The 20,296-nt window shown below is 69.3% G+C and carries 22 protein-coding genes; 2 read left to right on the top strand and 20 right to left on the bottom strand.

The features are described from left to right. Window positions 1-44 precede the first annotated feature (44 nt). From MPE_RS19085 to mnmG, 8 genes are all read right to left on the bottom strand, one after another. On the bottom strand, window positions 45-956 hold the full coding sequence (locus MPE_RS19085; RefSeq protein WP_011831353.1) for a ParB/RepB/Spo0J family partition protein: 912 nt from the start codon (window positions 954-956) through the stop codon (window positions 45-47). A 55-nt stretch (window positions 957-1,011) separates the two neighbouring features. Continuing rightward, window positions 1,012-1,557, bottom strand: coding sequence for an RBBP9/YdeN family alpha/beta hydrolase (locus MPE_RS19090; RefSeq protein ID WP_011831354.1), 546 nt, complete (start codon window positions 1,555-1,557; stop codon window positions 1,012-1,014). Between the two features lie 9 nt (window positions 1,558-1,566). After that, complete coding sequence (locus tag MPE_RS19095; protein WP_011831355.1) at window positions 1,567-2,340, bottom strand: ParA family protein; 774 nt, start codon at window positions 2,338-2,340, stop codon at window positions 1,567-1,569. Between the two features lie 3 nt (window positions 2,341-2,343). Further along, entirely contained in the window at window positions 2,344-2,763 is a 420-nt protein-coding gene (locus MPE_RS19100) for a type II toxin-antitoxin system VapC family toxin (protein WP_011831356.1), read from the bottom strand. Then, window positions 2,763-3,002: a type II toxin-antitoxin system Phd/YefM family antitoxin gene (locus MPE_RS19105; protein ID WP_011831357.1), complete on the bottom strand. Its 240-nt coding sequence runs from the start codon at window positions 3,000-3,002 to the stop codon at window positions 2,763-2,765. Before MPE_RS19105 ends, MPE_RS19100 begins: the two co-directional genes overlap by 1 nt. Window positions 3,003-3,095: 93 nt before the next feature. Further along, window positions 3,096-3,644 (bottom strand): lipocalin family protein, encoded by a 549-nt coding sequence (locus tag MPE_RS19110; protein ID WP_158304631.1) that lies wholly within the window; start codon window positions 3,642-3,644, stop codon window positions 3,096-3,098. Between the two features lie 46 nt (window positions 3,645-3,690). Beyond that, entirely contained in the window at window positions 3,691-4,356 is a 666-nt protein-coding gene (rsmG, locus tag MPE_RS19115; protein ID WP_011831359.1) for a 16S rRNA (guanine(527)-N(7))-methyltransferase RsmG, read from the bottom strand. After that, window positions 4,353-6,356, bottom strand: a complete 2,004-nt coding sequence (gene mnmG, locus MPE_RS19120) for a tRNA uridine-5-carboxymethylaminomethyl(34) synthesis enzyme MnmG (RefSeq protein ID WP_011831360.1) — start codon at window positions 6,354-6,356, stop codon at window positions 4,353-4,355. The genes rsmG and mnmG overlap by 4 nt, the downstream gene beginning before the upstream one ends. 111 nt (window positions 6,357-6,467) lie before the next feature. On the opposite strand from mnmG, the gene MPE_RS19125 reads away from it, so the two are divergent. Continuing rightward, complete coding sequence (locus MPE_RS19125; RefSeq protein ID WP_011831361.1) at window positions 6,468-6,728, top strand: hypothetical protein; 261 nt, start codon at window positions 6,468-6,470, stop codon at window positions 6,726-6,728. A gap of 13 nt (window positions 6,729-6,741) precedes the next feature. On the opposite strand, the gene MPE_RS19130 is transcribed toward MPE_RS19125, so the two are convergent. The 8 genes from MPE_RS19130 to MPE_RS19160 all read right to left on the bottom strand — a co-directional run bounded on the left by MPE_RS19130 (window position 6,742) and on the right by MPE_RS19160 (window position 15,649). Then, a complete protein-coding gene (locus MPE_RS19130) occupies window positions 6,742-6,966 on the bottom strand; it encodes a DUF2061 domain-containing protein (protein ID WP_011831362.1) in 225 nt (74 codons plus the stop codon). Window positions 6,967-7,062: 96 nt separating this feature from the next. Then, window positions 7,063-8,454, bottom strand: coding sequence for an alpha,alpha-trehalose-phosphate synthase (UDP-forming) (gene otsA / locus MPE_RS19135; RefSeq protein ID WP_011831363.1), 1,392 nt, complete (start codon window positions 8,452-8,454; stop codon window positions 7,063-7,065). Window positions 8,455-8,473: 19 nt separating this feature from the next. Continuing rightward, on the bottom strand, window positions 8,474-10,270 hold the full coding sequence (locus MPE_RS19140; protein WP_011831364.1) for a glycoside hydrolase family 15 protein: 1,797 nt from the start codon (window positions 10,268-10,270) through the stop codon (window positions 8,474-8,476). Continuing rightward, window positions 10,267-11,031: a trehalose-phosphatase gene (gene otsB, locus MPE_RS19145; protein ID WP_011831365.1), complete on the bottom strand. Its 765-nt coding sequence runs from the start codon at window positions 11,029-11,031 to the stop codon at window positions 10,267-10,269. The genes MPE_RS19140 and otsB overlap by 4 nt, the downstream gene beginning before the upstream one ends. Window positions 11,032-11,112: 81 nt before the next feature. Then, complete coding sequence (locus MPE_RS19150) at window positions 11,113-13,251, bottom strand: peptidase domain-containing ABC transporter (RefSeq protein WP_011831366.1); 2,139 nt, start codon at window positions 13,249-13,251, stop codon at window positions 11,113-11,115. Between the two features lie 13 nt (window positions 13,252-13,264). Continuing rightward, window positions 13,265-14,422, bottom strand: coding sequence for an HlyD family secretion protein (locus MPE_RS19155; protein ID WP_049820847.1), 1,158 nt, complete (start codon window positions 14,420-14,422; stop codon window positions 13,265-13,267). 211 nt (window positions 14,423-14,633) lie between these two features. Beyond that, a complete protein-coding gene (locus tag MPE_RS24340; RefSeq protein ID WP_155935789.1) occupies window positions 14,634-14,801 on the bottom strand; it encodes a hypothetical protein in 168 nt (55 codons plus the stop codon). A gap of 134 nt (window positions 14,802-14,935) precedes the next feature. Then, complete coding sequence (locus MPE_RS19160) at window positions 14,936-15,649, bottom strand: helix-turn-helix transcriptional regulator (protein ID WP_011831369.1); 714 nt, start codon at window positions 15,647-15,649, stop codon at window positions 14,936-14,938. Window positions 15,650-15,937: 288 nt separating this feature from the next. Between MPE_RS19160 and MPE_RS19165 the strand changes: the two genes are divergently transcribed. After that, window positions 15,938-16,264, top strand: a complete 327-nt coding sequence (locus MPE_RS19165) for a DUF4902 domain-containing protein (protein WP_148210984.1) — start codon at window positions 15,938-15,940, stop codon at window positions 16,262-16,264. Window positions 16,265-16,299: 35 nt separating this feature from the next. Here the strand turns inward: MPE_RS19165 and MPE_RS19170 are convergent, their stop codons facing one another. The 4 genes from MPE_RS19170 to MPE_RS19185 are packed head-to-tail and all read right to left on the bottom strand — an operon-like array spanning window position 16,300 to window position 20,261. Then, window positions 16,300-16,767 carry a GNAT family N-acetyltransferase gene (locus MPE_RS19170; protein ID WP_011831371.1) on the bottom strand — a complete coding sequence of 156 codons (468 nt, stop codon included), beginning with the start codon at window positions 16,765-16,767 and terminating at the stop codon, window positions 16,300-16,302. A 46-nt stretch (window positions 16,768-16,813) separates the two neighbouring features. Then, window positions 16,814-18,007: an ABC transporter permease gene (locus tag MPE_RS19175; RefSeq protein WP_011831372.1), complete on the bottom strand. Its 1,194-nt coding sequence runs from the start codon at window positions 18,005-18,007 to the stop codon at window positions 16,814-16,816. Next, a complete protein-coding gene (locus MPE_RS19180) occupies window positions 18,004-18,792 on the bottom strand; it encodes an ATP-binding cassette domain-containing protein (protein WP_011831373.1) in 789 nt (262 codons plus the stop codon). The genes MPE_RS19175 and MPE_RS19180 overlap by 4 nt, the downstream gene beginning before the upstream one ends. Then, window positions 18,789-20,261 carry an alpha/beta fold hydrolase gene (locus MPE_RS19185; RefSeq protein WP_041929772.1) on the bottom strand — a complete coding sequence of 491 codons (1,473 nt, stop codon included), beginning with the start codon at window positions 20,259-20,261 and terminating at the stop codon, window positions 18,789-18,791. Before MPE_RS19185 ends, MPE_RS19180 begins: the two co-directional genes overlap by 4 nt. Window positions 20,262-20,296: the final 35 nt, after the last annotated feature.

A 20,296-nucleotide genomic window follows, 5' to 3' on the forward strand; every position in this document is an offset into this window, starting at 1 on the left:
GGCGCAGGCGCAAGACGCCTGCGAACACGCGCCGGCGGCCGCCCTCAGCCAGCGGCCGGACCGCGCAGCTTGTCGAGCAGTCCCGACAACTCGTCGAGCGAGCCGAAGGCGATGGCCACCTCGCCCTGCTCGCCGCGCTTGCTGCGCTTCTTGACGCGGATCTCGACCGCCGCCGTCAGAACGTCGGCCAACTCTTCCTCCAGACGCACGATGTCACGCGACTTGGCCTGCTGGCCGCGCAACAGCTGTGTCTGGCGACCACCGGCCGTCGCGCGAGCCACCAGCTTCTCGGCATCGCGCACCGTCAGCTTCTTCGCGGCAATCTCGTGAGCCGCGGTCACCTGCTGGGCCCGCTCGAGCACCAGCAAGGCCCGTGCATGCCCCATGTCGAGGTCGCCGGCCATCAGCATCTGCTGCACCGGCTCGGCCAAGTTGAGCAGCCGCAGCAGGTTGCTCGCGGCGCTGCGTGAACGGCCGACCGCCTGCGCGGCCTGCTCGTGCGTCAGACCGAATTCGTCGGTCAGACGCCGCAGGCCCTGCGCCTCCTCGAGCGGATTCAGGTCCTCGCGCTGCATGTTCTCGATCAGCGCCATGACCGCGGCCGACTCGTCGGACACGTCCTTCACGAGCACCGGCACCTCGCTCAGACCGGCCAGCTTGGCAGCCCGGCTGCGGCGTTCGCCGGCGATGATCTCGTAGCGGCCGAGCGCGGCTTCGCCGACCGGGCGGACGAGGATCGGCTGCATCACGCCCTGGCTGCGGATGCTTTCGGCCAGCTCGTAGAGCGAACCTTCGTCCATGCGCGTGCGCGGCTGGTACTTGCCTGCCTGCAGCTGGCTCAGCTTCAGTGTCGTGGGCAGGCCGTCGCCGGCCGGCTGCGCTGGTGCGTCCTGTGCCTTGGGCCCGAGTAGCGCTTCGAGGCCGAGGCCGAGGCCCTTGGGTTTCTTGGTGACCATGTCGATCATTCTCACCGAGCCGGCCACCGTCGGCGCATCGCGTGCGGCGTGGGGCTCAGCCCGTGCGCAGCGAGATCAGCAGTTGATGACCCGCATCCCAGTCGCCCAGGCCGGATTCGCTGTTGAGGTGGCCGACCGCTCCGGCCACGACCAGGGTCGCGCCCCAGTCCTGCGCCATCGTGCCGGCGCGCTGCGGGGCGCAGTACGGATCATCGGTGCTGATCACCACCGTGGCTGCAAACGGCAGGCGCCGGCGCGGCACCGGTCGCCAGGAATGGAGCTGCGGCGGCATGTCTTCGCGCTCGGTGTCGGGGGGGCCGACGAGCAGCGCGCCGCGCACGCGGTCAGCCTGCTGCGTGTGTGCAGCCCAGGCGGCGACCAGCTGGCAACCCAGGCTGTGGGCGACGAGCCAGCACGGCTGCGGGGCCGCCAGCAGCACCTCCTCGAGGCGGGCCATCCAATCGCCTCGGCGCGGCCACTGCCAGTCGTCCTGTTCGACGCGGCGGTAGCCGTGGCGCCGCTCCCAGCGCGTCTGCCAGTGGTCGGCATCGGAGTTCTGCCAACCAGGCAGCACCAGCACGGAGGAGGAGGTGTCGGGCATGCTCGACCCTCAGCGCAGACTGGCGAGGCGCTTCACCATCTCGTTGGCGAACTGCACAAAGGCCTGGGCGCCCTTCGACTGCCCGTCGAACACGACGCCCGGCACGCCGTAGCTCGGCGCTTCGGCCAGGCGCACGTTGCGCGGGATCACGGTGTCGAACACCTTGTCGCCGAAGTGCGCCTTGAGCTGCTCGCTCACCTGCTGCTGCAGCGTGATGCGCGGATCGAACATCACGCGCAGCAGACCGATGATCTGCAGCGAGGGGTTGAGGTTGGCGTGCACCTGCTTGATGGTGTTCACCAGGTCGGACAGGCCTTCGAGCGCGAAATACTCGCACTGCATCGGCACCACCACGCCGTGCGCCGAGCACAGGCCGTTGAGCGTCAGCAGGCTCAACGAAGGCGGGCAATCGATCAACACGAAGTCGTACTCACCGTCGACGGCGGCCAGCGCGGTCTTGAGCCGCTGGTCGCGGCGTTCGAGGGCCACCAGCTCGACTTCGGCGCCCGCCAGCTCGCGGTTGGCGCCGAGGACGTCGTAGCCGCCCTTCTCGGAGCGGCGGCGCGCCTCGGCGATCGAGGCGGATTCGAGCAGCACATCGTAGACCGAGAGCTCCAGCGTGCGCTTGTCGATGCCCGAGCCCATGGTGGCGTTGCCCTGGGGGTCGAGGTCGACGACCAGCGTGCGCTGGCCGATCAGCGCGAGGCCGGCGGCCAGGTTGACGGTGGTGGTCGTCTTGCCGACGCCGCCCTTTTGGTTCGCGATGCAGAAGATCTTGGCCATGACTCAGCCGCCGAGGGCGACAGGAACGCCCACCGCGCGGGCTGCGCGGCCGAGGGCAGGGTCCAGCGTCGCAAGCGGCAGGCCGCGGCGCTGGGCGAGGTCGAGGTAGAGCGCGTCGCAGGTGCTGAGGCCGCGGTCGCGGGCCAGATCCAGCACTTCGTGCCGCATGCGCTGCGGCACGCCGGCTTCGGTCTCTATCGGCAGCTCGTCGAGCAACGCCACGATCTCGGCGACACGCCCCTTCGTGGTGCGGCCACGCCGCTCGGCGAGCAGCAGGATCTGCGTGACTTCGGCGTGCCAGATCTCCGGCACCACGGCGCCGTGGCGGGCCACCTCGAGCGCGAGTTCACGGGACGCCGGCGTCTGCGCATCGGCGGACAACCACGCCAGCGCGGCCGAGGCATCGAGCACGACCGCCGCCATCAATGCGGCTCCTCGCCGTGCAGGGCCCGCCAGTCGCGCCCCAGCGCCAAGTCACCGCCGATCTGCAGCAGACGTTCCGCCGCTGCTTGCGCATCGGCGGCCGATCGGGCGATCGGCAGCAGCCGCGCCACGGGTCGACCGTGCCGCGTGATCACGATCTCTTCGCCGCGCTCGACGCGCTCGAGCAAGGCCGATAAGTGAGTCTTCGCCTCGAACGCTCCGACGCTGGTGGATCGCATGGTGAGAGTTTCAACCAGTTTTTAGACTGGTCTTATTTTCCAGACGCACACCAGAAGCGTCAAGTGCGCACCGACGGGCCAGGTCCGCACGCTTCAAGGCGGCGCGGTTGGGGCAGTGTGGGTGTGTCGCTCGAGCCGCGTCAGATCGAAACCCTGCTCAGCCAGGCTCGCTCGCACAGCGCGGTCATCGCCGTCGGAGAGATTGGGCGTCCGAGACAGCACCCAGAGATACTCGCGGGTCGGTTCGCTGACCAGCGCGTACCGACCCCCCGGACCCAGGGCCAGCACCCAATAGTCGCCCCAGCCGACCGGCAGCCACCGGATCAGCGCCGGCAGGAAGCTCACCCGCAGCTGTGCCGGCATCAGCAGCCCCTCGGCGATGCGGCCCACCGGCTGCGCCACCCCGCGTATCGATTCGGTACGCCCCTCGGCATTCCGGCACTGATTGGTCACTTCAACCTCGCCCTGTTCGAGCAGTCGGTAGGTGGCGCGGGTATCACTGACGCACTGACGCTGGAAACGATTCGGGTACCAGGCGACCTGGTACCAGGTGCCCATGTAGGCAGACACCTCCAGGCTCGGCAGTGCCTGGACGGTCGGGAGCCATGGCGGCGAAGCGTCGCCCGCGTGCGTGCTGCTCAAGGCCAAGCCAAGAATCAGCGGCCCGAGACGGCGATGAACTTGCACTTCAGCCCTTTCGATGCATCCAGACGATGCAGCGCTCGGCATCCAGCCCGGGCACCTGCAAGGGTTCCACGTGAAACACCTCGATCGACGACGGCAAGACTGCCATTTCCTCGTGCGGGACCTGACCCTTCATCGCCATCCACACACCGTCGGGCGCAAGCGCCGCCTCGGTGAGCGTGACAAAGTCGGCCAGCGAGGCGAAGGCGCGGGAGGTGATCACGTCGAAATTGCTCGACGCCAAGGATTCCACCCGGGCATGCAGCGCCTGGAAATGCGTCAGCCCAAGCTCCACCCCCACCTGCCGGATGAAACTGGCCTTCTTCGAGACCGTGTCTACACAGCTGACATGGATTTCCGGGCAAGCGACCGCAATCGCCACACCGGGCAGTCCTGCCCCGCTGCCGACATCGAGCAACGCGATCGCCGTCGCTCGTGTTTGCCGTCGCAGCGGCGCGACGACCGCCAAGCTGTCGAGCAGGTGCTGGGTCAGCATCTGCGCCGGCTCGCGCACCGCGGTGAGGTTGTAGACCCGGTTCCAGCGGTCGATCAGCGCCAGGTGCTGCAGCAGTTGCTGTTGCTGCACCGCTGTCAGCTCGAGTCTCAGCGCCTGCGCGCCCTGCTCCAGTCCTTGCGCCAGCGCCTTTGCGTCGAAAGGGGCCACCGTCATGCGGCCGCGCTGCCCGGCTCGGCAGCATCAGCGCCGAAGCCGCGATGGCGGCCCTTCTTCAAGTGGATCAGCAGCAGGGAGATCGCCGCCGGCGTCACGCCCGAGACGCGTGCGGCTTGCCCCAGCGTTTCAGGGCGCAGCGCCTGGAGCTTCTGGCGGACCTCGTGGCTCAGCGCCGCGACCTGTCGGTAATCGAGCGACTCCGGCAGCTTGAGGTCTTCATACTGCGCCGCGCGCTCGACCTGTTCGTTCTGCTTGTCGATGTAGCCGGCGTACTTGGTTGCGGTCTCCAGTTGCTGGATCACGGCGTCGGCCAGAGCCGGCCCCCACTCGTTGCGCAACGCCGCCCGCGACCAGGCCGCGGCCGCCGGATCGTCGGCCTGCCGCCCCTCACTCCGCCTTGCGTGGGCGATCTGCGCGACCTCGGCCACTGCGTCGAAGTCGACCCCCGGTCGGCGCAGCAGGTCGACCAGTGCGTACTCGTGCTCCAGCGCTTTGCCGACCAGACGCTCGGCGTCGGCCGCTGGCAGCAGCGCGGCATTCACCCAGGTGGACTTCAGGCGCTCGGTTTCACGTGAAACAGCATCTCGCTTGCGGTTGAACGCCGCCCAGCGTTCGTCGTCGACCAGGCCCATCTCGCGCCCGGCGTCGGTCAGCCGCAGGTCGGCGTTGTCTTCCCGCAGTTGCAAGCGGAACTCCGCGCGGCTGGTGAACATGCGATAGGGCTCGGTCACGCCTTTCGTGATGAGATCGTCGACCAGCACGCCCAGATAGGCCTGGTCGCGCCGGGGCAGCCAGGCGTCGAGTTCCTGCACCTGCCGCGCCGCGTTGACGCCGGCGAACAGCCCCTGCGCCGCCGCCTCCTCGTAGCCGGTTGTGCCGTTGATCTGGCCGGCGAAGAACAGGCCGCCGATCGCCTTGGTCTCGAAGCTCGACTTCAGCCCGCGTGGATCGAAGTAGTCGTACTCGATCGCATAGCCGGGCCGCAGGATGTGTGCCTGTTCCAGCCCGGACATCGAGCGCAGCGCCGCGAGCTGGATATCGAAGGGCAGCGATGTGGAGATACCGTTCGGGTAGAACTCGTGCGTGCTCAACCCTTCGGGCTCCAGGAAGATCTGGTGCGAGGTCTTGTCGGCGAAGCGGTTCACCTTGTCCTCGATGCTGGGGCAGTAGCGCGGCCCCACCCCTTCGATCACGCCGGTGAACATCGGGCTGCGGTCGAAGCCGCTGCGGATGATCTCGTGGGTGCGTTCGCTGGTGTGGGTGATCCAGCATGGCAGCTGCCGCGGGTGCATCGCCGCATCGCCCATGTAGCTGAACACCGGGACCGGATCGGCATCGCCCGGCTGTTCCAGCAACCGCTCGAAGTCGATCGTGCGGCCATCGATGCGCGGCGGCGTGCCGGTCTTCAGCCGACCCTGCGGCAGCTGCAATTCCTTGAGCCGGGCCGACAGGCTCTGCGCCGGCGGATCGCCGGCACGCCCGGCCGCATAGTTCTGCAAACCGACGTGAATACGACCGTCGAGAAAGGTGCCCGCCGTCAGTACCACAGCCTTGCTACGAAAGCGAACGCCTACTTGCGTCACGGCACCTATCACGCGGTCGCCCTCGACGATCAGGTCATCGACCGCCTGCTGGAACAGCCACAGCCGCGGCTGGTTCTCGAGCCGGCGGCGGATGGCCGCCTTGTAGAGCACACGATCGGCCTGCGCCCGCGTGGCACGCACCGCCGGACCCTTGGAACCATTCAGGATGCGGAACTGGATGCCCGCCTCGTCGGTCGCCAGGGCCATCGCACCACCAAGCGCGTCGATTTCCTTGACGAGATGTCCCTTGCCGATGCCACCGATCGACGGGTTGCAGCTCATCTGCCCCAACGTCTCGATGTTGTGCGTGAGCAGCAGCGTTGCACAGCCCATCCGCGCCGCGGCGAGCGCCGCCTCGGTGCCAGCATGGCCGCCACCGACGACGATCACGTCGAATTCCTGGGGATAGAGCATCGGGGCTTTCGGGGCCGGAGCCGGCCGGAAAAGCCTCAATTTTAAGCAGCCCGATCCCGTCCGTCACCGCGTGGGGACGCCTCGGGGCGCCGGGCCGACGACAATCCGCCGATGGATTGCCGACCCGCCTGTGCCGCCTGCTGCATCGCGCCGTCGATCTCGACGCCCCTGCCCGGCCACCCGCAGGGCAAGCCGGCCGGCGTCGCCTGCGCGCAGCTGGATGTTGACCTGCGCTGCCGGCTGTTCGGACGGCCCGAGCGGCCAGCGGTGTGTGGCTCGCTGCAGCCGTCGGCCGAGATGTGCGGCGCGCGCCGCGAGCACGCGCTGCGCTGGCTGGCGTGGCTGGAAACAGCCACCGCCACCACCAGCTGAAGCGGATCGCCGCTCAGGCCGCCGTCGCAGGCGCCGCCGCTTGCCCGCGGAGCCGGGCCCGCCAAGCTTTCCAACGCGGCGAATCCCAGGCCTTGTCGAAGAAGTAATGCGCCACCGTGTTCACCAGCGGTTCGACAAAGGTGATGGCCCCAGCGATGGCCACATTGCCCGTCAAGGCATAGCTCACGCCGAAGGCGATGCCCAGGTGCATCACGCCGAAGCTTGCAGTCTTGGCCATGGTGTTATCGCTATCGAAAATAAATCCTGATAGCGAAAAATACACCGATCGCCGTGATTCACCAATCGTGCGGCTCGATCGCCGGGATAGCCAGGCTCACCCAGGCGCACGTTCGGCGGCCTGCAAGGCCTGCAGGAATTCGCGTCGCCAACGGTGCACGTCGTGCTCGCGAACACCTGCGAGCAAGGCCTGATGCCGCTCCACCCGCTCGGACAGCGGCATCCGCAGCGCGCGCTGCACCGCACCCGCGGTGGCGCCGATGTCGTATGGATTGACCAGCAGGGCCGCGCGCATCTGCTCGGCCGCACCGGCAAAGCGGGACAGCACCAGCACGCCGGGGTCGGCAGCGTCCTGCGCCGCGACGAACTCCTTGGCCACTAGGTTCATGCCGTCGCGCAGCGGCGTGACCAGGGCCACGCGCCCGGCGCGGTACAGCCCCGGCAGCCGTCGCCGCGCCAGCGTGCGGTGGATGTAGCGCACCGGCATCCAGTCGAGTTCGCCGTACTCGCCGTTGATCTGCCCCGACAGACCCTCGAGCTCGCGGCGGATGTCCTCGTAGCTCTCCACGCCCTCGCGCGTCGGTGTGGCCACCTGGATCAAGGTCGCGCTGTTGCGATTCTCGGGGTAGTCGGCCAGCAGCCGATGGAAAGCGCGCAGGCGCTGCGGCAGGCCCTTGGAGTAATCGAGCCGGTCGACCCCGATCAACAGCTGACGCAGCGGGTACTGGCTGCGCAGTGTCTCGCGCGTCTCGATCGACTCCGGCGTCTGCGCCAGGGCCTGGAACTCGTCGACGTCGATGCCGATCGGGAAGGCCCGCGCACAAACCTGTTGGCCGAAGGCGCGGTACTGGTCACGGCCCAGGCGCTCGGCCCCAGCCTCCATCTCGACATAGCGGGCGAAGTGGGCCACGTCGGCCTCGCTCTGCAGCCCGATCAGGTCATAGGCGAACAGCGAGCGCATCAGCATGTCGTGCGCCGGGATTGCCGCCATCACCAGCGGCGGCGGCATCGGGATGTGCAGGAAGAAGCCGATGCGCTGACGGCAGCCGAGAGCGCGCAACTCGGCCGCCAGCGGGATCAGGTGGTAGTCGTGCACCCAGATGATGTCGTCCGGCTTCAGCAGCGTGCTCAGCTTGCGGGCGAACAGCCGGTTGACGCGCTGATAGCCTTCGAAATACCCGTCGTCGAACTGCGCCAGATCGAGCCGGTAGTGGAACACGGGCCACAGCACCCGGTTCGAGTAGCCGGCGTAATAGGCCGCGTGGTCGTCGCTGCCGAGATCGAGCGTCGCGAGCGTGACCTTCCCCGACGGCTGCAGGTGCAGATCGCCCTCGCCGCGAGCGCCGCCGGCCACCACCTTGCCGCTCCAACCGAACCACAGGCCCCCGCTCTCGGAGAGCGCATCGCCCAATGCGACGGCCAGCCCGCCGGCGGCCGCCTTGCGCGGGTCGCCGATCCGATTGGACACCACCACCAACCGAGACGTCATCGCGTGAGCCCTGCTCGCATCAGATCACCGTGTCCCAGGGCACCGACAGACGCATTGCGGCATTGATGATGCCGACCATCGAATAGGTCTGCGGGAAGTTGCCCCACAGCTCGCCGGTGCGCGCGTCGGTGTCTTCCGAGAGCAGGCCCAGCGCATTGCGCGACGCGAGCATGGATTCGAAGATCTGCCGGGCCTGCTCGCGCCGGCCGATGCGCACCAACGCGTCGATGCGCCAGAAGGCGCAGATGTTGAAGGCCGTCTCAGGTTTGCCGAAGTCGTCGGCCGCCTCGTAGCGACGCATGTAGGGGCCATCGCAGAGGTGCGCCTCCAGCGCGTCGACCGTCGCGACGAAGCGCGGGTCCATCGGGTCGATGAAGCCCACTTCGGCCATCAGCAGCACGCTGGCATCGAGATTCTCGCCACCCAGGCTCTCGGCGAAGGCCTGGCGCTTGTCGCTCCAGGCTTCGCGCAGCACGCGCTCTCGGATCGCCGCGGCCCGGCCGCGCCAGTGGGCGTCCCGCTCGGGCAGGCCCAGACGGGTGGCGATCTTCGCCAGCCGATCGCAGGCCGCCCAGCACATCAGCGCCGACGAGGTGTGCACCCGCGCGCGCGTGCGCAGCTCCCACATTCCCGCATCGGGCTGGTCGTGCACCAGCCAGGCCTGCTCACCCACCGCCTCGAGCCGCGCGAAGTCGTCGGCGTCAGCGCGGCGGAACAGCCGCAGATCATGGAAGGACTGCGACGCCCCGAGCAGCACGTTGCCGTACACGTCGTGCTGCGCGTGCGTGTGCGCCTGGTTGCCGCGCCGCACCGGACCCATGCCGCGGTAGCCGCGCAGATGCGGGAGTTCTTCCTCGGGCAGATCCTTCTCAAGGCCCAGGCCGTACAGCGGCTGGATGAAGCCCCCGCGCGCGTCGCGCACCACGTTGTGCAGCCAACGCAGGTAGTCCTCCATCGTCTCCAGTTCGGACAGGCTGTTGAGCGCCCGCACCACGAAGAAGGCGTCGCGCAGCCAGCAGTACCGGTAATCCCAGTTGCGGCCGCTGCCCGGCGCCTCGGGCAGGCTGGTGGTCATCGCCGCGACGATCGCGCCGGTCTCGTCGAACAGGCACAGCTTGAGCGTGATCGCGGCGCGGATAACGGCCGCCTGCCATTCCAGCGGGAGGGCCAGCCGGCGGGTCCAGGTGCGCCAGTAGAGCGCGGTGAGTTCCTCGAAATCGCGCGCCACCTCGGCCGCGCCGCGCTCCAGCGTCTCGTCGGGGCCGAGCAGCAGGTTCAGCGGCGCCGCCAGCGAGAACCAGGTCTCGTCCTGCACATAGGTGATGGGCGCATCGGTGGTGAGACGCAGCGTCCCGGTCGGGCCGGCGTATCGCAAGTGATGGCTGCCGCGCGCGACCTCCGGCGCGACGCGCCCCCAGTCGGCGCGAGGCCGCAGGCTGACGCGCACGCGCGGATGGCCCTGCAGCGGATGCACACGCCGCACCAGCATCGCGGGCCGGAAGGTGCGGTCGCGGCTGAGGAAGCGCGGTGCGAAATCGGTGATCTCGATCACATCGCCGTCGGCACTGAACAGCCGCGTGCGCAGGATGGCGGTGCCTTCGTCGTAGGCCTGCTCGCTGCGCACGAAGTTCTCGATCTCGATGCACCAGCTGCCGTCGGCCGGCCACGCGTCGGGCGTGTCGATCAGCGCGTGGAAGGTCGGGTCGCCGTCGAAGCGCGGCAGGCAGCACCAGACGATGCGGGCCTCGCGGTCGATCAGCGCGCTGATCGCGCAGTTGCCGACCAGACCCAGCTCGAGCGAAGCCGCTGCGCTCACCGGGAGACCTCCAGCGCGACGGGATATGCCGGCTGGGGCAGCGCCGCCTGCAGCCACAACCGCACCGCCTCGGGGCCACCCAGACGGAACTGGGCACCGCTCGGCCCGTCACCCACCTTGATGCCGATGCCGCCGACAGCCTGCACGGCGGCGAAGCCGTCCTCGTCGGTCGCATCGTCGCCGACGAACACGGGCTGCCGCCCGGCGAACGCCGGATGCGCCAGGAACTCGCTCACCGCGTTGGCCTTGGTCGCGCCGCGCGGCTTGACCTCGACCACGCACTTGCCGAGCAGCACGGTCAGCTCGGCGTGCGGGCGTGCGGCGGCCAGCATCATGCGGGCGCACATGTCGCCCAGATGCGGCGCGTCGCGATAGTGCAGCGCCAGTGCGCCCGGCTTGCGCTCGAGCCGCAGGTCGGGCGTGCGTGCCACCAGGCGTTCGACGCGGTGAATCAGGGTGTCCGGCAGGCCGCCTGCGAGCCGGCGCGTCGGCCCGTCGCCATCGCGACGCTCGACGCCGTGCACGCCTGCCGCCGGCAGTCGCAGCGGCGCAAGCCAGGCATCGAGTTCGCTGAGCGGGCGTCCGCTGACGAGGGCCAGTGCCCCGCCGAGCAGCGCGTGCAGCTGCTGCAAGGTCGGCACCAGCCAGGCACCGACCTCGATGCCGTCGGGCCGCGGGGCGATCGGTACCAGGGTTCCGTCGAAATCGAGGAACAGGGCGGCGCGCGGATCGAGCGCCGGAGGGCGCAGGGCATCTTCCATGACAAAGCGTACCCTAGCAAAGTCGCGGCCCGGCACGACCGCATCGGCGGCAGAGCCGCAGCGGGCCGCTGCGGCTTTCGGTCAGTTGCCCGGCTCGGACTGCTGCGTGTTCGGCACGCTGCGCAGGTCCTGCGCGACACGCCCCTGCTGGAGCACGATCACGCGGGCCGCCGCCGCGATGGTCTCGGGCCGGTGGGCGACGATCACGCGCGTGATGTCGAGCCCGCGGATGGCCTGGTTCACCTGCCGCTCCCGCTCGACATCGAGCGCGCTCGTCGCCTCGTCGAGAAACAGGATGCGAGGTCGCTTGTACAGCGCACGGGCCAGCAGGATGCGCTGGCGCTGCCCACCGGACAGGCTGGCGCCCATGTCGCCGATCAGCGTGTGGTAACCCATCGGCAGCGCGTCGATCTCGTCGTTCACGCAGGCCAGCCGGGCGCACTGCTCGACCCAGGCGGCATCGGCATCCACGTCGAAGAACGAGATGTTGTCGGCAATTGACCCGGCGAACAGCTGGTCGTCCTGCATCACGGTGCCGATCATGGCGCGCCAGCGGCCGAGCCCCAGCTGCGACAGCGGCAGGCCTCCGATGCGGATCTCGCCGGCGGCGGGCGCGTGGATGCCGAGCATCAGCTTGAGCAGCGTGGTCTTGCCGCAGCCCGACGGTCCGACGATCGCCACCGCCTCGCCGGGCTCGATGTGCAGGCTGCAGCCCTTCAGCACGTCGGGCTCGGTATCCGCGTAGCGGAAGCTCACGTCGCGCAGCTCGATGCGCGGTGCGAGGTCGCGCGCCGCGTGCAGGCCCTCGCCCTGCGCCTCGGGCGCCGCCAGCACGATGTCGGCCAGGCGCTCGCCTTGCAGCCGCAGCATCTTCAGCTCGATCGCCTTGTCGATCAGACCGCTGACGCGCTGCGCGAACTGCTCCTTGAAGGCCAGGAACGCGAACAGCATGCCCACGGTGAACTGCTGCTCCATCACCAGCAGCGCGCCGATGCCGATGACGGCGATGCGCTCGACGCCGAACACCAGCTTGTTGAGCACGGCGAAGGCGAGCTCGAGCTTCTTGATCGCGATGTCGGCGTTCATCGCGTCGACCACCAGGTTCATGAAGCGGGCGCGGCGCTCGTCCTGGCGATTGAACAGCTTGATCGCCTGCACGCCGCGCAGCGATTCGAGAAAATGCGTCGAGCGCTTCGCATCGTGCACGATCGCCTCTTCGGTCGCGTCGCGCAGCGGCGTGAAGAAGGCCCAGCGCAGCAGCGCGTAGAGCGCCACCGCGCCGATCGCGATGGCCGTCAATGTGGCGCTGTAGACCCACATCATCACCAGCGTGGCAACCACCAGCAGCCCGTCGAGCATGGCCTCGATGAAGCTGGTGGTCAGCGTCTGCTGGATCTTCTGCACCGCGCCGAAACGCGACATCACGTCACCGGCATGGCGCTTCTCGAACCACTCGACCGGCAGGCGCATCAGGTGTGCGAACACATTGCCCAGCCATTGCAGGTTGAGCGTGCTCGACAGGTAGAGCACCGCCCAGGACCGCAAGGCACCGGTGGCCACCTGAATCACCACGAGCAAGCCGAAGCCGATCACCAGCGTGAGCAGCAGGTCGCGGTCGGCGCTGAGCAGCGCGCCGTCGACCACCCATTGCAGGAAGAACGGCGCCAGCAGCATGAAGACCTCGAGCGCGAGCGCGAGCGCGAACACCTGCGCCAGCGAGCGCTTCAGGCCCCGCACCGGGCCGAGCAGCTGCCGTAGGCTGACGTGCTGGCGTTCGGTGCGGGGCTCGAAGCCGGTGCCGGGCATCAGTTCCAGCACCACGCCGGTGAAGTGGCGCGAGACCTCGGCCAGCGGCAGCCGCCGCACCCCGTGCGCCGGATCGTGGATGACGGCAACGCCTCGCTGCACCTTCGCCAGCACCACGAAGTGGTTCAGGTCCCAGTGCAGGATGCAGGGCAACTGCAGCTGCGAAAGATGCGCGAGCTCCGCGCGCAGCGGCCGTGCATTGAGCTGGAGTTGCCCCGCCATCGCCACCAGGTCGGCCAGCGTCACGCCCTTCAAGGACAGCGAGAAGCGCTGCCTCAAGCTCGGGAGGTCGCTGCGATGGCCGTGGTGCGAAGCCACCATGGCGAGGCAGGCCAGGCCGCACTCCGCCGCCTCGGTCTGCAGGATCATCGGCAGGCGCGGCGCGCCGAAGCCCATGCGCAAGGCGTTCGCCATCGTTGCCGGACGATCAGGTGCGGCCCGCCGCCACACGGCCGGTCAGGCCGAGCAGCGGTTCGAACAGCCATTCGATCAGGCGGCGCCGGTCGAGCTCGACGTCCGCCTCCAGCTGCATGCCGGCCGACAGGGCCTGCTGCTGCCCGTAGGCCGGCACGCTCTGCCGATCGAGCGCCACCGTGATGCGGTACAGCGGCTCGCCGCTGACAGTGGAATAGTTCGCCACGCCGGCCAGCGGCACACCGGCGAGCTCGGCCGACTGCAGCGGCGTGCGCGACACCTGCAGCACGTGGCCCGTCTGATGGCCGAACTTCTGGTACGGATAGGCCTGGTAGCGCAGCAGGACGGTCTGGTCCGGCCGCACGAAGCCGAGCGCGCTGGACGGCGCATACAGATGGGCCTGTAGCCGCGCATCCGAAGGCACCAGGCTTGCCAACGCGGCGGCGGGGGACACGGATTGCCCCGGATCGGCCAGCACCGCACCCAGAACGCCGTCCGAAGGTGCTCGCACGACGATGCGCTGCCGCGCCTCGGTCTCCGCGGCCTCCTGGGCCACGGTGGCGAGGTCGCGCTCCAGCTCGCCGGTCGCCACCTGGGCGCGCAATGGCAGCTCACGCCGCTGCACTTCCAGCGCCCCGATCTCCCGCAACTGGGTCGCGCGCTGCCTCTCCAGGCCCTGCAGTTGCGCCTGCACCGCCAGCACCTCCTCCGACTTGGCCTGCACTTGGGCCGACGAAATGAAGTTGTCGGCCCGCAGCGACTCGAGCCGGGCCATCGCCTGCTCGGCCAGCACCAGGCGCTGGCGGTGCAATTGCGTCTCGACCTGGAGTTGGGCGAGCTCGCCACGCCGGTCGGCGATCTGGCGCTCCAGCGCGATCCGCTGCGCTTCGAGCAGGGCCGCCTGCTGCTGCACCGCACCCTGAAGGCTGCGCTCCTTGACCGCCAGGCTGCGCTGCACCGAGGCCTGGGCATCGCCGCTGGCGGTCGAGCGATCGACCGACAAAACGAACAGCGCGTCGCCGCGACGCACCGTCTGCCCCTCCTGGGCGTGGCGCTCCAGCACCGTCGCCGCTTCCGGCGGCAGCAGGCGGATCACGCCCTGGTCGGGCACCAGCACGCCCGCGACGCGCGCCTTGCGGGTGTACTCACCAATGCAGAGGTAAGCGATCACTGTCGCCGCAGCGCCTACCGCGCAGGCGGTCAGCAGGGAAAGCGACAGGGGCCGTATGACCTGAATACCCCCCAGCCAAGCATGCTGGCGGGCATCGACTGCTTCGGACCTGAAAAGGGGCGACACCACGATCTAGCCCGCCGTCACAACGAGCGTATGGTGACAACCCCTCAAGCTTGCGACAGCCGCTGGGCGTCGCAAGCCACCCTCATCACCAGGTGTTTTTCGGCGCGGGCACGCGCGCACCCCCGCTGATTTGGCGCAGCTGGCCGGCATCGAGCGGCTGCGGCGCGGTCTGCGGTTCTGCCGACTTCTGCTGGACACGCTTGGTGGCCTTGACACGGGAAAAGCGCTCGGTGAACTGGCGGACGATCTGCATGGCTGCTCCTAGCTGGACCGGTAGGCACCGCCGCGGCGGTGAATTGGTCAGATTGAAGCAGCCCCCACGAACAAGGGATACTGAAAACTCTTACAGGGTCAAGGGCAAACCCTAGCGGCAGAACGCAGCGGCACCTAGCGGAGCAATCCCAGCCGCAAGGCCTTGAGCACGGCCTGGTGCTTGTTCGTGCAGGCCAGCTTGTGCATCGCGTTGTTGATGTGCAGCACCGCCGTCCGCTCCGAGATGCCCATGATGGAGCCGACCTCCCAGGCGGTCTTGCCGTCCATCGTCCAGCGCAGGCTGTCCAGTTCGCGGGGCGTGAGTTTCGGCCGCTCGAGCTGCAGGCGCTCCGGCACCAGCACCCGCATCGCCGTGTCCTGGGCATGCACCGCGAACAGCTGCAGGTCGGCGACGAGGCGCGTCACTTCGCCGCGGTCCTTCGGCAAGGCCTGGTCGCGATCCACCCCGATCACGAAGTGCCGGCCTTCGGGCATGTGCAACGCCAGGCAGATCCCAGTGCGAAAGCCGAACCGCGCCTGCGCCTCCCACATGCTGCCTTGACCGGCAGACACATAGGTGCTCTGGTCCCAGATGATCGGCACACTCTGCCGCTTGCAATGCTGCATCACCGGGTCGAGCTGACCGGCCTTGGGATCCTCGATGGCGTCCTTGTAGGCGTCGGGCGCATTGTCGATGGCGACGAACTCGGTATCGCCCACCGGGTGATCGACCACCGTGATGGCCGACACCGTCTCGAACCCGAGCCGCTTCGCGAAACGCACGACCTCGCCGCGAAACTCATCGCGGTTGCGCGCTTCGAGCACCGATTGAAAGCTGCCCAGCAGCATCCTGTTGTCTATCCCGGTTCTGTCATGAACGACTCGTGACGGAATCGATGTTCCTTCGTTTCCAGCGAGCGTCCCTGAAAAGGTTTACAGCTGCCAACGACCGCCCTGGTCTCCACACTTCCGACCTCTGTAGCAGTTGCCGGGTGCAAGCCCGTTCATATCATGATTCCTGCATGGACCGTCAACGCGTGGCCCTCTGCATTGTGGCAGCCTGGCCGCGATGCGCCGCTGCACTTTGTGCACCTTGGCACGCATGTGTCGACTCGACTGAACAAGGATTGGCCCAGCATGGGCCAGACCGTCTGGGGAGGTCGCGCGGGCGACAGTGCCGCCGGCATTTCCTGGGACTGGATCGAGGTGTCCGAAGGCATCATCGCGATCGCCGACCCGATGATGATGATCACCAACCTGCGACTGCTCGGCCGCGAGGGCGAGGTGCTCACCGCGCACGAGGTGGCACCGCATCTCAACGGCCTGGTGCATCGCCTGCCCTGGCAGGCCGAAGTGAGCCGCGCCCTCGAGCAGACACAGCACACGCTGCCGCGGCCTGCCGTGCCGTTCGCCGGCATCACCTCGAAATCGCTGTCGGCCGGAGCGGGCGGCTGGTTGACCTGAGGCCCGCGGGCCCGGGGGCGCGCCGTGGAGGCGACTCAGCCGCGGCGCAGCATCTCGATGTGCGGCATGTCGTCCTCGAGGTAGGGCTCGCCAATGCTGAGGAAGCCCGCTTCCGCGTAGAAGCGTTCGAGCCGCAGCTGCGCCGAGATGCGCAGGCCCTGTCCCGGAAATGCCCCGGTGAGGTGGTCGACCGCGCGCCGTACCAGCGCGCGACCCACGCCGGTGCCGCGCGCAACCGCCGTGGTCAGCACCCGGCCGAGCGACGGCTCGGCGTACTTCACGCCGGGGTCGACGAGGCGCGCATAGGCAAGCAGCACGCCGTCCGCGCGCCAGGCCGCGAGGTGGGCCGAGTGCTCGTCGACTTCGTCGGCATCCTGGAACACGCAGTCCTGCTCGACGGCGAACACCTGCTGGCGAGCGATGTGGATGCGCTGCAATTCGAGCGGCGACAGTTCATGCAGGCGCGCACAGCGCCAGGAGATCTCGGGAAGCGGATGGTCCATCGCCGCCGATGATGCCGCAGGCGCGCTGGCGCGTCGTCGGGCCGGCTCAGCGCACCGCCGCCGCGCGCAGCCGGCGCGCGATGTAGCCCAGGCACAAGGCCGTCAGCAGCAGGGCCACAGCCAGCGGCGCCAGCAGGTCCGTCGCCGACAGGCTGTCACCGCGCAGCACGCGGTTCATCAGCGTGTGCTGTGCCAGGGCCGGCAGCCACACGAACCAGGGCTTCTCGCCGCCCTGATTGAACAGGGTCAGCAGCGGCAGCAGCGACACCGCGAGGATGACCCCCGTGCTGTTGGCCTGCGCTTCCTTGAAGCTCCTGCAGCGGATTGCCACGGCCATCATCGCGGCCGACAGCGACGCCGCCAGCGGCAGCAGCACGAGCAGGAAGCCGAGCGCCTCGCGCGGGCCGAACAGGAACAGTGAACGCAGCGTCTCGCTGCGGATCAGCCACTGGGCGGGCAGGAAGCTCAATACGCTGAGCAGTGCGATCAGCATGCTCACGGCGGCCACGGCCCCCCACTTCCCGATCACCAGCGCCAGCGGCGCGGCCGGGTTCGTCAACAGCGGCTCGAGCGAGCCGCGCTCGCGTTCGCCCGCGGTGGTATCGAGCGCCGCATTCAACGCGCCGTACAGCACGGCCATGATCACGAAGAACGGCAGCAGGCCGGTGAACTGGGCAGCGCGACTGCGCGTGCTGGCCAAGTCGCGCTCTTCCACATCGATGGCCTGCAACAGGGACCCTGGCACCCCGCGCAGGGCCAGCAACAGCGTGCCGCGCTCGCGGCTGAAGGCATCGAGGAGGCGGGCCAGCCGGCCCACGCCGGCCGCGGCCTGGCGGTTGCTGCTGTCGCTGACCAGCAGCACCTCGGGCGCCTCGCCGGCGGCCAGGCGGCGCTCGAAATCCTCGCCGACCACCAGCACCGGATCGCCGAGCCGCGCGTCGCGCAGGTGCCCCTCGTAATCGGCTGGTGCCGTCTCGATACGGAAGGTCTGGCGTTCGATGAAGTTGCGCAACGTCGGTGCGTGCTCGATGCCCTGCACCATCACCACACGCCGCTCGGCTTGCGACTCCAGCGTGGCGACCAGGCTCGACAGCAGCAGCAGCACCAGCGGGCCCATCAGCACGGCGCTGAGCAGCACGGTCGCCAGCGTGCGCCGGTCTCGCAGGGCATCGACCAGCTCCTTGCAAAACACCGCTGTGGCACCGGACCGGACCGCGGGCCCGAGATGACGACGCGTCATGCGCGGACCTCCTGCAGCTCCTGCGCGAAGGCCAGCTTTACGAAGGCCTCCTCGAAGTCACGCTCGCCGGCGCTTTCGCAGAGTTGCGCCACCGTGCCCACCGCCACGGTGCGGCCATGCGCGACGACCACCACCTCGTCGCACAGCCGCTCCACCTCCTGCATGATGTGGCTCGACAGCACGATGCACTTGCCGCCGCCGGCGGGGCTGCACAGGTGTCGCAGCGCCTCGCGAAGTGCGCGGGTGGCCAGCACGTCGAGGCCGTTGGTCGGCTCGTCGAGGATGATGTTGGCCGGATCGTGCACCAGCGCGCGCGCCAGTGCCGTCTTCATGCGCTCACCTTGGCTGAAGCCTTCGGTGCGCCGCTCGAGCAGCGGCTTCATGTCGAGCGTCTGCGCCAGCACATCGACGCGCGCATGCGCGGCATCGCGCTCCAGCCCATGCAGTGCCGCGTAGTAGACGATGTTCTCGCGCGCGCTCAGGCGCGGATACAGACCACGCGCGTCGCTCAGCACCCCCATGCGGCGCAGGGCCTGCCGCGGCGCCTGCAGCACGTCGATGCCATCGACCTCGATCGCGCCCGCGTCGGGCACGACCAGACCGGCCACCATGCGCAGCGTCGTCGTCTTGCCGGCCCCGTTGGGGCCCAGCAGCCCGGTGATGCGGCCATCGACCGCGGTGAAGTCCACCCGATCCACCGCCACGACCGGCGCGGGCGGCTTGCGCGCGCGCCAGCGGCTTGCCGGCGGGTCGAAGCGCTTGTGCAGGGCTTCGACGCGGATCATCGCGCCGCTCCCGCCAGCGACGGTCCGGGCCGCGGCGGCTCGAACGCCGGCGGGCGCGGCAGGTGCGCCAGGCACCCGGCGTCGACCGCCAGGGCCTGGGCCTCGTCGTCCGCGTCGATGAAGCGGTACAGCAGCTCGCGCGTGCAGCCGATCGCCATCACGCCGTGACCGGCATTCGGTACCACCACATGACGTGCCCGCGGCCCGAGCGCCTTCACCACCCGCTCGCCGTGGCGCGGCGGCGTCACCGGGTCGAGCGTGCCGCTGAGGGCCAGCACCGGAACCTGGCTGGTCGGCAGGTCGCGGAAAGTCGGCGGCACACTGCCGCGCGGCCAGTCGCGGCACAGCGCCGCATAGGGACGCAGGTACACGGCACCCAGCCCGGACGGCGGCGGAGCCGCGGCGTCCGGCGCATCCTCTGCGCACACCACCGAGAAATGCAGGCCCTCGAACAGCCGCGTCGTCCGCGGCCCGCCGCCCAGCACCCCGGCCAATCCGACCAGGGCCGCGTAGCGCCCGGCGGCCGCCTCGTCGATCGCGAAGGGCAGGGCCGCGGCCAGGCCCGGCGCGTACAGCGGCCCGCGCACCGCGTTGGCCAGCAGATCGACATCGATCCTCACCGTGGCCGGCCGGCCATCCAGCGGATCGACCACGCTCGCTGGCCGAGGCGCGGCGCTCAGCAGGCCCTGCCAGTGCGCCCGCAGCCGCGGGTGGCGCGCCTGGCAGCTTGGCTCCTGCTCGCAGTCGGTGAAAAGCCGCGCCAGCGCGGCTTCCACATCCTGGCCCATGCTGGCGGGCAGCACCATGTCGGGCGGCGCGACGCCGTCGAGCACGATACGGCGCACATGCGACGGGAACTGCCGCAGATAGTCCAGCGCCGCCCGCGTGCCGTAGGAGCCGCCCACCAGGTTGATCTGCGACGCACCCAGTGCGGCCCGCACCGCATCGGCATCGGCCATCGCGATGCTCGTCGTGTACTGGCGCAGATCGCCATGCGGCAGCTTTCGCAGCGAAGCCAGGCAGGCGGCGAGACGCTGGCGACCACGCTCGGCATCGAAGCGCTGCGCCAGCGGCAGCTCGTCCTCGGCGTCGCAGGCCAGGGGCGCCGAGCGCCCGGTGCCGCGCTGATCGATGAAGACCAGGTCACGCCGGTTGTTCAGGCGCTGGAACAGCGGCAGCACCGAACCGGCCAGCGCGATGGCGCTCTGTCCAGGGCCGCCGGCAAAGAAGAAGATCGGGTCGGCTCGCTTGTGACGCGCCGCCGCCGGCACGACCACGTAGTGCACCGTGACCGTCGTGCCCCCCGGCTGCGCCGGATCCAGGGCCCGCGTCACATGGCCGCACAACACCTCGTGCTTCAGGCCTTTGACGCGACAGACCGTCGGCGCCGCGTCCTGCGCAGCGGCCGCGCCGGCCAGCCACAGAGCCGACAGCGTGGCCGCGCGACGGAGGAAACGGCTTGCTCTCATGCGCCGCGATTCTGCGCGAGCCCGGTGGCGCGGCA

This window comes from Methylibium petroleiphilum PM1 (genome assembly GCF_000015725.1).
Classification (GTDB): Bacteria; Pseudomonadota; Gammaproteobacteria; order Burkholderiales; family Burkholderiaceae_C; genus Methylibium; species Methylibium petroleiphilum.

Bases quoted from the DNA above. Each gene is read 5' to 3' on its own strand.
- MPE_RS19085 (WP_011831353.1), bottom strand. From the start codon at position 956: ATGGTCACCAAGAAACCCAAGGGCCTCGGCCTCGGCCTCGAAGCGCTA.
- MPE_RS19090 (WP_011831354.1), bottom strand. From the start codon at position 1,557: ATGCCCGACACCTCCTCCTCCGTGCTGGTGCTGCCTGGTTGGCAGAAC.
- MPE_RS19095 (WP_011831355.1), bottom strand. From the start codon at position 2,340: ATGGCCAAGATCTTCTGCATCGCGAACCAAAAGGGCGGCGTCGGCAAG.
- MPE_RS19100 (WP_011831356.1), bottom strand. From the start codon at position 2,763: ATGGCGGCGGTCGTGCTCGATGCCTCGGCCGCGCTGGCGTGGTTGTCC.
- MPE_RS19105 (WP_011831357.1), bottom strand. From the start codon at position 3,002: ATGCGATCCACCAGCGTCGGAGCGTTCGAGGCGAAGACTCACTTATCG.
- rsmG (WP_011831359.1), bottom strand. From the start codon at position 4,356: ATGACGGTGGCCCCTTTCGACGCAAAGGCGCTGGCGCAAGGACTGGAG.
- mnmG (WP_011831360.1), bottom strand. From the start codon at position 6,356: ATGCTCTATCCCCAGGAATTCGACGTGATCGTCGTCGGTGGCGGCCAT.
- MPE_RS19125 (WP_011831361.1), top strand. From the start codon at position 6,468: ATGGATTGCCGACCCGCCTGTGCCGCCTGCTGCATCGCGCCGTCGATC.
- MPE_RS19130 (WP_011831362.1), bottom strand. From the start codon at position 6,966: ATGGCCAAGACTGCAAGCTTCGGCGTGATGCACCTGGGCATCGCCTTC.
- otsA (WP_011831363.1), bottom strand. From the start codon at position 8,454: ATGACGTCTCGGTTGGTGGTGGTGTCCAATCGGATCGGCGACCCGCGC.
- otsB (WP_011831365.1), bottom strand. From the start codon at position 11,031: ATGGAAGATGCCCTGCGCCCTCCGGCGCTCGATCCGCGCGCCGCCCTG.
- MPE_RS19150 (WP_011831366.1), bottom strand. From the start codon at position 13,251: ATGGCGAACGCCTTGCGCATGGGCTTCGGCGCGCCGCGCCTGCCGATG.
- MPE_RS24340 (WP_155935789.1), bottom strand. From the start codon at position 14,801: ATGCAGATCGTCCGCCAGTTCACCGAGCGCTTTTCCCGTGTCAAGGCC.
- MPE_RS19160 (WP_011831369.1), bottom strand. From the start codon at position 15,649: ATGCTGCTGGGCAGCTTTCAATCGGTGCTCGAAGCGCGCAACCGCGAT.
- MPE_RS19165 (WP_148210984.1), top strand. From the start codon at position 15,938: ATGGGCCAGACCGTCTGGGGAGGTCGCGCGGGCGACAGTGCCGCCGGC.
- MPE_RS19170 (WP_011831371.1), bottom strand. From the start codon at position 16,767: ATGGACCATCCGCTTCCCGAGATCTCCTGGCGCTGTGCGCGCCTGCAT.
- MPE_RS19175 (WP_011831372.1), bottom strand. From the start codon at position 18,007: ATGACGCGTCGTCATCTCGGGCCCGCGGTCCGGTCCGGTGCCACAGCG.
- MPE_RS19180 (WP_011831373.1), bottom strand. From the start codon at position 18,792: ATGATCCGCGTCGAAGCCCTGCACAAGCGCTTCGACCCGCCGGCAAGC.
- MPE_RS19185 (WP_041929772.1), bottom strand. From the start codon at position 20,261: ATGAGAGCAAGCCGTTTCCTCCGTCGCGCGGCCACGCTGTCGGCTCTG.